The organism is Paracoccus marcusii, assembly GCF_006151785.1.
GTDB lineage: Bacteria > Pseudomonadota > Alphaproteobacteria > Rhodobacterales > Rhodobacteraceae > Paracoccus > Paracoccus marcusii.
On the sequence record NZ_VDDD01000028.1, the window covers coordinates 1 to 14,539 of the forward strand.

A 14,539-nucleotide genomic window follows, 5' to 3' on the forward strand; every position below is an offset into this window, starting at 1 on the left:
TTTCACCGATGAGGAATGCTACAATTTCTTCAAAGCCGCCGGATATGAAACCGATTAAACGCAACGCGCTCTAAAGCGCCACTGTATCGCGGCTGGGGCCGTGGCCACCCGCCGCGCTTATGGTGATATCGAGACGCTGCTTAATCCCGGGAATGCGGAGCGAATGGCCGAGCCGCTGGCAGGCTAGGATAGCAAGATCACCACTTTGACCGACTGGCACAAAACCGCGCCTTAAGTCAGCCGGGAAACACTCCCGCAAATAGCCCCATCAGCGCCGTGACCAGCGCGGTCGCCCAGAGAACGACCAACAGCGGCGGCGCCATCTCAGTCCGGCCCGCATCGCCCTCGCGCGCCTGATACATCGACACCACTATGCGCAGATAGACCGCCAGCGCCAGCACACTGTTGAGGATGCCGATCACCGCCAGCCACAGATAGCCGGTCTCGATCGCGGCGCCGAACAGCAGCACCTTGCCGACAAAGCCGAAGAGCGGCGGAATGCCGGTGAGCGACAGCAGGAACACGACCATCGCCACGCCGACCACCGGTCGCGCGCGGCCGAACCCCTTGAAATCGTCCAGATTGCGGCCCGCGATCATTATGACTGCAAAGGCTCCCAGGTTCATCGCCACATAGGCCGCACCAAACACGATTACCGAAGGCAGGGCCAGCGCGCTGGTACCGAGCGCCACGATCCCCATCATGAAATAGCCCGCCTGCGCAACCGAAGAATAGGCCAGCAGCCGCACGGCATTGGTCTGCACCAGAGCCGCCAGATAGCCGAGTGTCATCGTCACTGCCGCGATCAGCGCGACGACGAACGGCCAGCCGGTGGATACCGGCAGATCGCGCAGCACCTGCGCAAAGGCGAAGATCGCGGCAACCTTGGTGATGACCGACAGGAACGCCGCGACCGAGACCGGCGCGCCGTCATAGGCGTCCGGTGCCCAGAACTGGAACGGCACCAGCGCCGCCTTGTAGCCCAGCCCGATCAGCACCGCGACCAGCCCCGCCAGCGCGATCAGCGGCTTGCCATCGAGCGCCCCGAGCTCGGAAAAGAGCGTCGACCCGGCCCCACCGAACCAGAAGGTCAGCCCGTAGATCATCACCGATCCGGTGACGGCGCCGAACACCAGATATTTCATTGCCGCCTCGGTCGCGGCATCGTTGCGCGGCCAGGCCACCATCGCGAAGGAGCCGAGGCCCGTCAGGACCACGCCCAGGACCAGCAGCATCATGTCGCCACCGCCCGCCAGCATCAGCGCCCCCAGCGTCACCAGGCACAGCAGCACATAAACGCTGCCCTCGCGGTCCTTCCCGGCGATCTCGGCCCGCGTCATCAAAAGCGCCAGCGCGGTGCCCGGCAGCAAGATCAACTTGGCCCAGCCGGACAGCAGATCGACGCGGTAGGTGCCGCCAAAGACGCTGGTGTCGGCCTCCAGCAGCGGAAGGGTCAGCGCGGTGGACAGACCCAGCCCGATCAGCCCGAACGCCAACGCCAGACGGGGCGCGCGCAGCATCTCGGCCACCAGCATCAGCACGACAGTGGAGGCCAGCATCAGCTCGGGAAACAGAAAGGACAGGTCGCGCGCCATTAGAATTGCAGTGCCCGCATCGTCGCGTCGATCATGCCCAGCAACCAGGACGGCGCGACCCCGATAAGGATGATGAGGATGAGCAGCGGCACGACGGCCTGCATCTCGCCGCGGTCCAGATCGGGCATCGCCGCCCATTTCTCGTTCGGCTCGCCCAGAAATACCGCCGCGATCGCGCGCAGGTAAAGCCCCGCCGTCACCACAATGGCGATAATCGCCACGATGGCCCAGGGCTGAGCATTCAGCGTGGCCAGGAAGATCTGAAATTCAGCCGGGAAATGCGCCAACCCCGGCAGCCCGAGCGAGGCAAAGGCCGACAGCACGAAGGCCCAGCCCAGCCATGGCACCTGCCCCAGCAGCCCGCCGAACGCGGTCATCTCGCGTTCGTGGGCGCGCGACTGCAACATGCCGACGAGAAAGAACAACGCCCCGGTGACGACGCCGTGGCTGACCATCTGCAAGGTCGCACCATTGAGCGCGACCGCCCGCAAGTCAGGGTCCAGCGTCAGCGCCGCCACCGCGACGCCGATCACCACATAGCCCATGTGGTTCACCGACGTATAGGCGATCATCTTCTTCAGATCTGACTGCGCCAGCGCCACGAAGGCACCGTAAAGGGCGCTGAATACGCCAAAGGCCAGCACCACCTGACCGGCCTGCGCAAAGGCGTCGGGCGTCATCTGTAAGGCGAAACGCACAAGGCCGTATGTGCCGAATTTCAGCATCACCCCGGCGAGGATCACGCTGCCCACGGTCGGGGCCTGCACGTGGGCCGCGGGCAGCCAAGTATGCACTGGAAAGGACGGGATCTTGACCGCGAAGGTGAACAGCATCGCGATCAGCGCCAGCATCGCCGCCAGCCCAGTCAGTGGCGGCGCCTCGATCCACAGCCGCATGTCAAAACTTCCCGTGGCCAGATACAGCCCGATGATCGCCAGCAACAGCGGCAGCGAGCCTAGCAGCGTGTAGATGAAGAACATCAGCCCGGCGCGCTGGCGTTCTTCATAGCCCCAGCCGACGATCATGAAGTACATGCCGACCAGCGACACTTCAAAGAAGACGTAGAACAGGAGCGCGTCCAGCGCCGCGAAAGTGCCGATCGACGCGGTCTCCAGCATCAGCATCAGCGCGACAAAGACCGCCGGGCGGTCGGTGATCCGCGCCGCATAGATTGCCGACAGGAAAAACAGCAGCGAGGTCAGCAGGATCAGCGGCAGGCTTAGCCCGTCGATGCCCAGCCGGTAGGCCGCGCCGATGGCCGGGATCCATGCGATCTCCTCGACCTGCGCGAAACCGCCTGGCAGCGTGCCCCGCGCCCAGATCGCCAGCGTCACCACGAAGGTCAGCCCGGTGGTGGCGATGGAAACGCCATGGGCGATGCGCGCCGACTTGTTTGGCAGGGCCATCAGCAGCACGCCACCAAGAAGCGGCAAAAAGACGGAGATCGAGAGAAGGGGCATGGCGGGGTCGTCTTTCTTCAGGAGGACATCGGTAAGATCAGCAGCACCGCCGCGATGACGGCAATGCCCATGACGGTCAGGGCGAGTTCGCGGTGGATGAGCCCGCTTTGCAGCAGGCGCAGGCGGCGGCCGGCGGCAATTGTCCGGTCGACAAGGCCGAAGATCAGCCCGTCGATGCCTTTTGTGTCGGTGGTCTCGGCGCTGTCACCCAGGCGCAGGTTCATCCGGCCCACCTGAAGGGTCGCGGCATAAAGCCGGTTGTCTGAACGCTCGGCACTGGATGCGGTGCCAAGGCTCAAGATCCGCACAAGGCCAAGTTGCGACGCCAGCAGACGCCGTTCGAAACCTTCACAGGCGGCGGCAAAAGCCAGCGACGGGCGCAGCACCAGCCCGTCCATACCGCCCGCGACGGCAAAGCCGCGCTGCGCCATCGGCAGAACCGGCCCCATCAGGCGGGCAGGTTGGATGAACCAGCCCAGCACCAGGCCGCTCAGCGCCGCCATAAGCCCGAGGATCATCGCGGTTCCTTCCGGCGGCAGTTCGGCCTCAAGCAGATGTTCCAGCGGCGTGAAGGCGAACCCAAGCCCCGCCGCCAGCGCCGTCAGCACCGCCATGCCCGCACCCATCCAGCCCATCCCCTTGCCCAGAACGGGCTGGGCCTCGCCCTGCCACAGCACCCGCAGCGCCCGCGCCATATAGGCCCCGGTCAGCACCGTGCCTGCCAGCGCCAGCGGCGCGAGCCATACGACCCCGGGGGCCGCCAGCGCGGCGGCAAGGATCGCGTCCTTGGAAAAGAACCCCGCCAGCGGCGGGATCCCCGCCAGCGCCAAAGCAGCAATGCCGAAAGCGGCCAGCACCAGCGGTCGTGCCCGGCCCGCGCCCGCGACCGCATCCATGTCGGTGCTGTCGCGATCATGCTGGAACACACCCGCCCCCAGAAAAAGCGTGCTCTTTATCGCCGCGTGGGCGATAAGGTGCAGCAGCGCCGCCACCGGCACCCCCGCGCCAATGGCCAGCAGCATCAGCCCGTACTGGCTGGAGGTCGAGGCGGCCAGCAGCCGCTTCAGGTCCCGCTCGGCCAGCGCGATCAGGCCGGCAACGACGGCGGTGACGCCGCCCACCAGCCCGACCGCAATCAGCGCGCCTGCGGGCAGCATCGGGGTCACGCGGATCAGCAGGATCGCCCCCGCCGCCACCAGAGTCGCGGAATGCAGCAAAGCGGAGACCGGCGTCGGGCCGGCCATGGCGCGCTGCAACCAGTCCTGCAACGGCACCTGCGCCGACTTGCCCATCGCGCCGATCAGCAACAGCAACCCGGCGACCAGTGCGGGCGTGCCGGTGATATCCAACGTGGCCGAGATTTCCGCGGTGCCGGCCCAGCCGATCAGCACGAAAATCCCCAGATAAAGCCCCAGATCGGCGCTGCGGGTATACAGAAACGCCCGCATCGCGGCACCGGCGACGCCGTCACGCCCATGCCAGAACCCGATCAGCAGATAGCTGGAAAAACCGATCAGTTCCCACGCCGCCAGCACGGTGATCCAGTCGCCCGCCAGAACCAGCGCCTGCATCGCGGCGACAAACAGCAGCAGAATCCCGAAAAAGCGCGGCTTCTCGGGGTCGCTGCGCATGTAACCGACAGCGTAGATCAGCACACAGGCCGCCACCGTCGCCACCATGGCCGAAAACACCGCCGTCAGCGGCGTCGCGACCAACCGCAGCGGCATCTGCGGCAGCCCCGGCAGGACCAGTTGCATGGTGCCACCGGAAACGATCCCCGCCAGCAACGCCATCGCCGCGACAAACCCAAGGCCGACGCCCGCCAGTGCAATCGCTTCGGGTGCGCGGCGCAGCACAAGCGCCGCGAGACCCGCCAGCAGCGGCGCAAGGATAATGAGCGCCAGCATCGTCATCCCTTCAACTCGCGCGCTTCTTCCATCTCAACCGACCCGCGCACCCGGAACCGCGCGATGGCGATGGCAAAGCCGACCGCCATTTCGACCGCCATCACCGCCATCACGATCAGCACGAACATCTGACCGGCCGGTTCATCGGGATGCAGATAGCGCCAGAAGGCCACCAGATTGACCAGTGCTGCGGCCAAAATCAGCTCGACCCCCATGATGATCATCACCAGGTTCGTCTGGCTCAGCGCGCCGTAAAGACCGATACCAAACAGCCCCGCGCCGACGCTGAGCGCGATCATCATCTCCACAATCATTTGCTCTGCTCCGCGTTGGGGACGATGGCCACCATCGTGGCCGCAACCATGGCCGTCAGGATGGTCAGCCCTGCCGACTGGAAGATGAACATTGACCGGCCCAGCAATTCGCGGCCCAGATCGGCGGCCTGCTCATGCGCACCCGGCACAGACAGGGCGACCGGACCCCAATCGGGCAGCCAGACCAGCAGCAGCGCCGCCAGCAGCCCAATGCCCCCGGCCCAGAGCGACAGGCGTTTCTGGTGGGTCATGTCCATTTTGCCCATGCCGCCGGGATCCATCATGAACATCACCATGAAAATCGCCATCACGCTCATTTCCGTGGCCATCATCATGATCTGCAACACGCCCAGAAACTCGGCCTGCATGACCAGAAACATCGCCCCTATCGCGGTTTGCGAAAACAGCAGCGCCAGCGCCGAGCGCACCATCGAATGGGTGCGGAAAACCACGACGCCGAACCACACCGCCGCGCCGCCGAAGAACGCCAAGAAGATCATCTGAACCGTCATATCGGCACCACCAGCGCGATCACGCCCACGACAAAGATATTGGCCAGCGCCAGCGAGATCCCCAGCTTCCAGCTCAGCGCCAGGTAACGCGCTTCGCGGATGCGCGGCATATAGCGCCCGACGCTCAGCATGGCCGCGGCCACGGCCAGGATCTTGATCGCGCTCCAGGCCCACGCGGGCAGCCACGGGCCCAGCCAGCCGCCCAGATAGAAGGTCACGGTCGCCCCCGCCAGCGCCAGGATAATGACCATCCGCGCCAGCCGCAGCACTGCCAGCCGCACGCCGGTATATTCCGCCTCGACCCCGCCGGCCAATTCGCCGGTCGCATCGGGCAGGTCCAGCGGCGGCAGCCAGGCCAGCCCCATCGCCGCCACGACGAACAGGACAAACCCCATCGGCTGGTACAGCACGTTCCAGAGCTGCGCCTGCGAGGCGACGATCTCAACCGTCGAGAGCGACTCCGCCCGCATGGCGACGGCGGTGATCGGCATCACGATCAGCATGGCATAGGCAATGAACTGGCCCAGGAACCGCCAGCCCGCGATCATGGCGTAGGCCCCGTTCGGCCCCCAGCCCGCCATGATCAGCGCCACCAGCACATAGGCCAGCGCAGCGTTCAAAAACAGCGCTCCGGTCGCCAGGTCGGTGATGATAAGCCCCGGCGCCAGCGGGATCACTGCCACCGCCATCAGCCCCGCCACCAAAAGCAGCACCGGCCCAAGCTCAAAGAACAACCGGTCAGATTTGCGCGCCAGCAGCGATTCCCGCCCCATAAGCGCCAAGGCGGCCCAGGCCGGACCGGTCAGGCTCAGGTGCCCATGCACGGCCCATCGTTCGATGACGGCCAGCGCATAGGCCCCGGCGGCGAGCGACAGGAGAACGACAAGAATGCTCATCCACGCACCTCCCAGGGCGACAGGTCGAGCGAGGCGACGGCGCTCAGGGCATCGCCCAGTTCCTGCTGCGCCGTCACCGTTTCGACAAGGGCGATGTTCACGTCTGTCGGCGTGTCGAGATCGGCCTCGACCACCTTGCCATTGGCCAGCTTCACGCGCAGCGACGCCGTGCCGCGCGGTGTTTCGATGCGAGCCTCGCCCTCGCCCGACACCCTGCCCACATCCGGCACCTGCGGCACAGCAATCATCCCGGCGGCCGCGATCAGGTCGAGGCTTTGGGCGATCTCGTCGCAGCGCAGCCGCAGCCGCGCCAGCGCATCGCCGCCGTTGCGGACGCGCATTTCGAACCCGAGATCCTTCAGCGTTGGATCACCCGTTCGGGCATCCGATCCGCCACCTCGCGCCCGGTCCACCGGGCCGCTGGCCGGGGCGTCATTGCCGATGCGCGCGATGCGTCTAAGCCGCATCCGCATCAGCGGGGCCGCCTGCACCCGGCGCGACAGCCGCCGGATCGCCCCAGCCTGCGTGGCAATCCCGGCAACGTCGGCACCTTGAACGGCCAGTTGCAACGCCCCAGCGCGCGCGGCGAGCCACAAAAAACCCGACTGAAGGCCGAACTCGGCCAGCCAGTTCAGGTGGCTGGCGATCCGCTCGCGTTCCACGGCGGCGGCGCGGCCACGGCGCGCGTCATGGTCGGGCTCGACGCCGGCGGCCACCTCAATCGCAGCGCAAGCCAGCGCGCGATAGGACACGCTGCTGAGCGGCATCATGGTGGCCAGACGCTCGACGAAATCGGCCACCCTCATCTGCGGCCCATCCATCAAATCCGTCGCGCCGACAAGGCTCGTGGCGTCGCTGGCCGCAACGGTATCGCCATCCAGCGTCAACGTCAGCCGCAGCCCAGCCGGCAGGCCGGGAAAGAACGGCCCGAACGGCACCTTGATCCAGTCCATCTGTAACCCGTCGCTGCTGCGCGGCTGGTCCTTGGTCATCTCGACCATCGACATGAAATGCGGCTCGATCCCGTCGATAGTGGCCTTGGAGTGGCCGCCATGTCCGGCATGCCCATCGTGGCCGGAATGGTCCTGCTGTTTGCCATGACCGCCGTGACCGCCATGCCCGTGACCGTGACCGGGACCGTGGCTTTCCACCTCCTCCGCCTTCACCAGGTTCATGCCGCATTTAGGGCACTTGCCCGGTGCATCGCTGATCACCTCGGGGTGCATCGGGCAACTATATGCCCCCGACCCGCCCGCCTTGTCGTCGTGACCGGCATGATCGCCATGCGCGGAGGGCGCGTGGCTTGCGTGCCCATGCCCATGCCCATGCCCGTGACCGTGGCTTTCCACCTCCTCCGCCTTCGCCAGGTTCATGCCGCATTTGGGGCACTTGCCCGGTGCGTCGCTGATCACCTCGGGGTGCATCGGGCAAGTGTATGCCCCCGACCCGCCCGCGTCGTGAGCGTGGCCCGCATGTGCGTGATCGGCGGGGTTTGGCCTGTCCTCCCGGGGCATGTCGTGGCCACCGTGCCCACCATGTCCATCGGACGCTGTTTCGCGCGGCACCAGCGTCATGCCACATTTGGGGCAGTCTCCGGGGGCGTCGCGGACGATTTCGGGGTGCATCGGGCAAGTGTATTCCACGCGCACCTCAAGAGCGGGGGCGTTAAACTCCCCGCTGTCAGCGCGAAACGCGCCCGCGGCGATCACGCGGCGCAGATCGGCCAGCCCGGCCCGTGTCAGCGGGGCCGACACGTCCGCATCGGGCAACGGGGCGATGTCGCCTGCGCCCAGTGCCAGGATCGCGCGGGGGCGCGGCATCTGCGCGTAGGTGACGGCGGCGGCATCGCGCAGACCGTCCGGAATCGGGCCGACGACGATGAGAACGTCGGCATGGCGCGGGGTGCCTACAACACGCAGGTGCGCATTGGCAAGGTCGATCCCCATCGACCGCGCGACAGACGGGCCGGGCAGCACAAAGGCCGTCAGATCGCGCGCCATGGCCGCCGCGACCGCCCGCCTGATCCCGTACATCGCGCCCTCTCGCGCCCCGGCTATGGTCATTGCCGCCTCAACGCGCCCTGGCTCCAGCCATAGAGCAGGCCCAGGAACAGGATTGAGAGGAAAACGCCCATGTCGAGCAATGCGATCAGCCCTTCTTCGCGGTAGACGACCGCCCACGGATACATGAACGCCATCTCCATGTCGAAGGCCAGAAACAGCAGCGCATAACCGGCATAGCGCGCATGATAGCGGACCCAGACCGGATCGCGCGACAAGGTACCGGCCGTGGCGGGCACGTCCTTGCCCGGTTCCGAGCGCGTGCGCCCGATGGCCCGGGCGAGCCCGTAGAGGCTGAGCACGAAACCGAACACACCGACACTCAGCCCGAAAAGGATCGCGTATTGGGAAAGCTCGCTCATCCGTGTTATCTCCTTCGGGTGCTCGACTCTCTAAAGTGTTAAGGGTTTAAGCAGAAAGGCACAATCAAACCAACGCCAGCGGCCATGCTGCCGTTATGCTAAGACGCTGCGCGCAACGGATTATTACAGCTCTCCGAAAATTCCGGGCTTGGGACTTCAAGAACACAGGTCTCCAATTGGTTTCTTCCAATTGGGTGGCCGGTGATTTAGCGTTGCATGATTGACGATCCGAACAAACATGACAGAGGGAAGTCAAATGTGCCTGTCCGCTCAAGTCAGCTTTGCCGCCAGTGTTTTTCTTGTTGGCGGCGGCACGGCCATTTCAATTGTGGCTTGGCGGCGCAACAAACGCTATCTCCCGCTTGCCCTGATGCCGCTTTTCGCCGGACTGCAGCAGTTTACCGAGGGTTTTGTCTGGGTCGGCATGAACGGAAACGATCCCCTGACGGTTTTGTGGGGGGCAATGGGGTTCATCTTTTTCACCTGGTTCATGTGGCCGATCTGGGTCCCCTTCTCGGTCTACGTGCTTGAACCGGACGACAGCCCCCGAAAGCGGTTGTTCCGCCTCATGGCGTTGATCGGGCTGGCTTTCGGACTGCTGCTTTACATACCGCACGGGCTAAACAGTGACATGGTGGTGGTCGAGGTCAACAATCAGTCTCTGGCCTATGAAAAATCCATGTGGCTGGATTTCATGATGCCACGCTGGCTGACCAATACAATCTATGTGACCCTTATCACCCTCCCGCCAGCGCTGTCGCATTACAAACATATGCGCCATTTCGCCCTGACGCTGGTGGCGGTGATCGTGATCGATATCGCCTTTCTCCAGTTTGCCTACATTTCGTTTTTCTGCCTGCTGGCGGGGCTCGCAACGCTGCATCTGGTGTACATCATTTTGACCAACAAATGCGCCCGTGAATGCCCTGAATTGTTCGCCTGATTCCGTCGCCTAGCTTTGCTTGTCGCAGTAGGGGATCGCTTCGGCGCTAGACTGGGCAGTAGCAATCATCGGGATCCTCCAGGCAGCAGGCTCCACAATGGTATTGGATCGCCTCGCGCAGAGCAGCGCGCGCCCTGTGCAGCCGAACGCCAAGGGCATTGCGGTTCAACCCCATATCGGCGGCCACGATTTTCCGATCCTCTTCACCGAAATCGATCCGCCGGATCAATTTGGCTCCTCCTTGTCGATTTGGGCGAAGGCTTCGACCATCATGTATCGGCTAGAGGTCTGCCATTCGTCATTCTGCTCGAACAGCACGGCGCCGATCAGGCGCATGATGGAAGCCTCGTTCGGGAAGATCCCGACAACATCGGCACGCCGCTTCACCTCCTTGTTCAGCCTCTCGATTGGATTCGTGCTGTGAAGCTTGGTGCGATGCTGGCGAGGGAAGGACATGTAGGCCAGCACGTCATGCTCGCTGGCGTCCATCAGATCGGCCAGCTTGGGCCATCGCGGACGCAGCTGCTCGGACACCTTGTGCCAGGTCTCGCCCGCATGGGCGCGGTCGGGCTGGTCGAAGGCTTGCCGGATCGCGGCGGCGACCACGGTGTGCTGGCCGCGCGAGACGTGTGCCAGCGCGTTGCGCATCCAGTGAACGCGACACCTTTGCCAAGAGGCTTCGAACACGCGGGCGATGGCGGCCTTGAGACCGGTATGGGCGTCGCTGATGACCAGCCGGACGCCACCGAGACCCCGGGCCCGCAGCGAGCGCAGGAACTCGGTCCAGAACGTCTCGGCCTCGGATGGGCCGATGCCCAGACCGATGATTTCGCGGCGTCCTTCGGTGTTGGCGGCGACAGCGATTATGGCCGCGACTGGCACGATCCGGCCGCCCTGACGCACCTTGAGATAGGTGGCATCCAGCCAGACATAGGGCCACTCCCCGCTCAGCGGGCGGTTCAGGAACTCACCGACCCGCTCATCGATGTCCTTGCACAGCTTGGACACCGTGCTCTTCGAGATGCCGCTCAGCCCCATTGCCTGCACCAACTCGTCGACGCGGCGGGTGGAGACGCCGCCGATCCACGCCTCCTGGATCACGGCCACCAACGCCTGCTCGGATGTCTTGCGGGCCTCCAGGAAGCCCGGGAAGTAGCTGCCTTGGCGCAGCTTCGGCACCCGCAGGTTCAGCGTGCCCAAACGGGTATCGAGAGCGCGCTCTCGATACCCGTTCCGCCAGGTCGTCCGTTCGCCGCTGCGCTCGTGGCGACCGGCGCCGATGATACCTTCCACATCGGTCTCCATGATCAGCTGCAGCACGGCCTCGGCTATGCCGCGCAGAAAGTCTCCCTGATCGTGCTTGGCCAGAAGCTCGGACAGGTCCATGTTCGTCTTGGTCATCGGGGTCTCCGTAAGGTGCGTGGTTGAAGCGTCGAAACTCCACCTCGATCTTACACCTCGATGGCCACCCGGGATCACACCGCTGGCGGCGATGAAATTACACCAGCTCCTCGGACGCTAACTAAACCTCCGTCCGCACCCATCCGACCGCTTCAGCCTCGTCAACCAGCGCGACAAATCTCGCTTCCAGTGCCTCTTGGCAATCCAGCTCACGGTCAGGATAGGGGCCGAGCCGCTTTGGGCCTGTCAGTCGAGGTGTCGATCTGCTGCTCGACCGCTTCTTCCTCGTCACCTCGATCTCGCGCTTCCAGATGAAGGGGCAGGCCCTGCTGGACCATTATCGCCAGCGCGGCAAAGCAGAAGGCCACATGGGCGAGCTGATGGACGTGCTGTCTCCAGCGCTGTCCTCCACCAATCGCGCCAAGACCCATCTGCGCGGCAAGAAGCCGAAATCGGTCACGCCCCCCATCGATGCCTTCGCCTGCAACGAAGTCCGGTTGCTCGTCGCCATGCTCGCCTACCAGATCATGCACGTGGCGCGCCGGGCCATGGCGCGCGCCACGAAAGCCCCTTGGAGCCTGCGCCGCCTGCGGGAACGCGTGCTGCGCGCCGGCGCTCGTCTCATCATTTCAGCCCGGCGCATGACCTTGATACTTGCCGCAACGGCCGCGCCCTACTGGGCCGCCATCTGGCCGCAGATCCAGATGCTACGCGGGGCCGACCTATAATCGCGAGCAAGTTGCAGATGCCGCCGACAGAATGAACGCCCAGGGGCGGCCAGAAGTCGTGGCCGATCCAAAGGGCGAAATCATCCAAAGGATGTCGTCTCGCCCACTCTCTCAACCAAACCGGGATGCGTAGCTCTCATCGGCAACAAGCTGGTGCCCAGAAGCCGGCAAGAACGGCTTCAACCCGCCTCCAGCGCGCCGCCGAGCCGGCTCGGCGAATAATGCGGGATAAAAGGTGTCGCCGCCATAGTCGCGGTGGCGCGCATCGGGTTTGATCGTGACCTGCATGCCGCAAACGGGATCGATGGCCTTGCCGGGTTCCGGCTGGGAAGGCGCCGGGGCGGAATGACCATGAGACGCGTGGTCATGGTGTTCATGAGAATGGTTCTGATCTTCGTCCATACTGTCCTCCGGCCCGATACCTATAGGGGGTATCTTTAACTTGCGATATACCCCCAGTGGGTATAATGCAAGCTGTAAACGATAAAGTCCGGAGCGCGCCATTGGCCCATGACAAACAAAATCGCGATGCAGTCCTCAAGCGTCTGTCACGTCTGAACGGTCAGGTTCAGGGTGTGTCGCGCATGGTCGAGGATGGTCGCTATTGTGTTGATGTGCTGAACCAGACCGCTGCCATCCGATCCGCCCTGCGCGCGGTAGAACGTCTTCTGATCGAGGACCACGCCCGAAGCTGTATGGAGGCGGCGATTGAATCCGGTGATCAGGATCGCCAGCGGGTCATGTTCCGCGAGGTGGTGGAACTGCTGGAAAAGCTGCGCGACTGACCAATGGCGATAAACGGGACACGCCGTGTCACCTTGACCGCAGCCATCGCCGTTGCCGCCGTCGTCATATTGGGCATGTATATGACAGGCGATGCATCCGAGATCGCGCGGGGCAAAGCGCTTTATGCCGAGAATTGCGCCAGCTGCCACGGCGATGAATTACAGGGCCAGCCAGACTGGAAATCTCCGCTTCCAAACGGTCGATATCCGGCCCCGCCGCATGATGAAGCCGGACATACATGGCATCACCCCGATGTCATGCTGATGAAGATCATCCGCGATGGTACTGCGGCAGTCGTGGGTGGCCAGTATGAAAGTGACATGCCGGGCTTTGGCGACACCATGAGCGACAGCGAGATCGCCGCCGTTCTGGCCTATATCAAATCGACTTGGCCTAAACGCGAGCGCAGGATCCAAAGCCGAATGGCGCGCGAGAGTATCAAATGATGCCAACGGCGCTAGGGCCGGTTTTGCCGAGGCCGACTCTCCAATCGACAAAAGCCGGCCACGGCAAATGACTGGCCAACATCGGTTCCCGAAGACCTCACTTAACCCTCTGGAGATTCCATGCAGAAAAACACCACAGCACTTGCCGTAACACTGCTTGTAGCCGCCGGCTGCACCGCTCCAACGGTGGAAAGCAGCACTGCGCAAACTTCTCTCTATCCTATCCCCGATGCGGTCGTTGCCCTTGCCGGTCCGAATCAGGATCTGACCACGGCAACGCTAGTCGCGGAAGACGATTGCTATTGGTATTATCACGTGGGACCGGTCGAAAGGACGCTGGTGCCGCTGCGTGCTGCGAACGGCAACCATATCTGTAACGCGCGTCAATCCTGACCCGGACGGCGCCCCCTGAGGCAGCGAAGCCGTCTGGGCCGAGGCAACTCAGCTTAACGGCGTCACGCTGCCATCGGGGGAATACAGATAGGCGGTCGAGCCGATCTGGACCTGCGGATACAGTGCATTGATGTGCGACATGACCATGCGCACACAGCCAGAGCTCGCCCGACTGCCGATCGAGGTTGGAAACGGTGTTCCGTGAATCCGCAGGTAGGTGTCCCTGTCACCGACATAGAGATACAGCGCACGAGAGCCGAGCGCGTTTTGGGGGCCGGGTTCCACCCCGCCTGCAAACTGGTCGTAAATTTCCGGCTCGCGCTGTATCATGTTCTGGGTCGGCGTCCAGTGCGGCCATTCGGCCTTGCGCTTGATCGTATAGACGCCCGGCTCGTACAGATCGCCCCTGCCGATCGCCACGCCATAGCGCATCGCGACCCCGCCCTCTTCGATGTGATAAAGATATCTCGCCACGGCATCGACGTGGATATCACCCGGCACCAGACCATCATTTGCCAGAACACGCTGAGGCAGGAAACGGGGGTGAAGTCCCCAAGGGTTGGGAACCGCCGGCGTCACCTCGGCGTCCCACGCCGCTTTCTGTGCGGCATCGGGCCAGCTTGTCGCGAGAACCGGGCTGGCGGCCATAGCGGAAAACAGCGCGGTCGTGGTTTGGATGAAATGTCTGCGCGTCAGCAAATTGGTACTCCTTGTTTGATTTCTGTCGTTCAACGGA

At 64.0% G+C, this 14,539-nt stretch carries 16 protein-coding genes; 5 read left to right on the top strand and 11 right to left on the bottom strand.

The genetic code is table 11. The annotated features are described in order from the left end of the window. Positions 1 to 236: 236 nt before the first annotated feature. From FHD68_RS06455 to FHD68_RS06495, 8 genes are read right to left on the bottom strand one after another with little or no spacing between them, the layout of a single operon-like run. Entirely contained in the window at positions 237 to 1,595 is a 1,359-nt protein-coding gene (locus FHD68_RS06455; protein ID WP_139085410.1) for an NADH-quinone oxidoreductase subunit N, read from the bottom strand. Then, a complete protein-coding gene (locus tag FHD68_RS06460) occupies positions 1,595 to 3,055 on the bottom strand; it encodes a complex I subunit 4 family protein (protein ID WP_139085412.1) in 1,461 nt (486 codons plus the stop codon). Before FHD68_RS06460 ends, FHD68_RS06455 begins: the two co-directional genes overlap by 1 nt. Positions 3,056 to 3,072: 17 nt before the next feature. Beyond that, positions 3,073 to 4,962 (bottom strand): NADH-quinone oxidoreductase subunit 5 family protein, encoded by a 1,890-nt coding sequence (locus FHD68_RS06465; protein ID WP_244297776.1) that lies wholly within the window; start codon positions 4,960 to 4,962, stop codon positions 3,073 to 3,075. 2 nt (positions 4,963 to 4,964) lie between these two features. Further along, positions 4,965 to 5,264, bottom strand: coding sequence for an NADH-quinone oxidoreductase subunit NuoK (gene nuoK / locus FHD68_RS06470; protein ID WP_244297777.1), 300 nt, complete (start codon positions 5,262 to 5,264; stop codon positions 4,965 to 4,967). Positions 5,265 to 5,272: 8 nt separating this feature from the next. Further along, positions 5,273 to 5,776: an NADH-quinone oxidoreductase subunit J family protein gene (locus FHD68_RS06475; protein ID WP_244297778.1), complete on the bottom strand. Its 504-nt coding sequence runs from the start codon at positions 5,774 to 5,776 to the stop codon at positions 5,273 to 5,275. A gap of 8 nt (positions 5,777 to 5,784) precedes the next feature. Next, a complete protein-coding gene (locus FHD68_RS06480) occupies positions 5,785 to 6,684 on the bottom strand; it encodes a complex I subunit 1/NuoH family protein (protein WP_139085420.1) in 900 nt (299 codons plus the stop codon). Further along, the gene (locus tag FHD68_RS19335) at positions 6,681 to 8,747 is read right to left on the bottom strand and encodes a heavy metal-binding domain-containing protein (RefSeq protein ID WP_208863749.1); all 2,067 of its coding nucleotides are present in this window, start codon (positions 8,745 to 8,747) and stop codon (positions 6,681 to 6,683) included. Before FHD68_RS19335 ends, FHD68_RS06480 begins: the two co-directional genes overlap by 4 nt. Further along, positions 8,744 to 9,106: an NADH-quinone oxidoreductase subunit A gene (locus FHD68_RS06495; RefSeq protein ID WP_061979516.1), complete on the bottom strand. Its 363-nt coding sequence runs from the start codon at positions 9,104 to 9,106 to the stop codon at positions 8,744 to 8,746. Before FHD68_RS06495 ends, FHD68_RS19335 begins: the two co-directional genes overlap by 4 nt. A 256-nt stretch (positions 9,107 to 9,362) precedes the next feature. Between FHD68_RS06495 and FHD68_RS06500 the strand changes: the two genes are divergently transcribed. Next, positions 9,363 to 10,049 (top strand): DUF6629 family protein, encoded by a 687-nt coding sequence (locus FHD68_RS06500; protein ID WP_139085422.1) that lies wholly within the window; start codon positions 9,363 to 9,365, stop codon positions 10,047 to 10,049. 225 nt (positions 10,050 to 10,274) lie between these two features. On the opposite strand, the gene FHD68_RS06510 is transcribed toward FHD68_RS06500, so the two are convergent. Beyond that, entirely contained in the window at positions 10,275 to 11,450 is a 1,176-nt protein-coding gene (locus FHD68_RS06510) for an IS256 family transposase (protein ID WP_139085424.1), read from the bottom strand. 266 nt (positions 11,451 to 11,716) lie between these two features. Here FHD68_RS06510 and FHD68_RS06515 point away from each other — a divergent pair, with 266 nt between their 5' ends. Next, positions 11,717 to 12,178, top strand: a complete 462-nt coding sequence (locus FHD68_RS06515) for a transposase (RefSeq protein ID WP_280115163.1) — start codon at positions 11,717 to 11,719, stop codon at positions 12,176 to 12,178. A gap of 111 nt (positions 12,179 to 12,289) precedes the next feature. Here FHD68_RS06515 and FHD68_RS06520 read toward each other — a convergent pair whose 3' ends face one another. Continuing rightward, on the bottom strand, positions 12,290 to 12,580 hold the full coding sequence (locus FHD68_RS06520; RefSeq protein WP_139085430.1) for a hypothetical protein: 291 nt from the start codon (positions 12,578 to 12,580) through the stop codon (positions 12,290 to 12,292). A gap of 101 nt (positions 12,581 to 12,681) precedes the next feature. Here FHD68_RS06520 and FHD68_RS06525 point away from each other — a divergent pair, with 101 nt between their 5' ends. The 3 genes from FHD68_RS06525 (at position 12,682) to FHD68_RS06535 (ending at position 13,803) form a co-directional block, all read left to right on the top strand. After that, entirely contained in the window at positions 12,682 to 12,963 is a 282-nt protein-coding gene (locus tag FHD68_RS06525; RefSeq protein WP_120444816.1) for a metal-sensitive transcriptional regulator, read from the top strand. 75 nt (positions 12,964 to 13,038) lie between these two features. After that, complete coding sequence (locus FHD68_RS06530; RefSeq protein WP_167550375.1) at positions 13,039 to 13,410, top strand: c-type cytochrome; 372 nt, start codon at positions 13,039 to 13,041, stop codon at positions 13,408 to 13,410. A 120-nt stretch (positions 13,411 to 13,530) separates the two neighbouring features. After that, on the top strand, positions 13,531 to 13,803 hold the full coding sequence (locus FHD68_RS06535) for a hypothetical protein (RefSeq protein ID WP_139085434.1): 273 nt from the start codon (positions 13,531 to 13,533) through the stop codon (positions 13,801 to 13,803). Positions 13,804 to 13,851: 48 nt separating this feature from the next. On the opposite strand, the gene FHD68_RS06540 is transcribed toward FHD68_RS06535, so the two are convergent. After that, entirely contained in the window at positions 13,852 to 14,502 is a 651-nt protein-coding gene (locus FHD68_RS06540; protein WP_120444811.1) for a L,D-transpeptidase, read from the bottom strand. Positions 14,503 to 14,539: the final 37 nt, after the last annotated feature.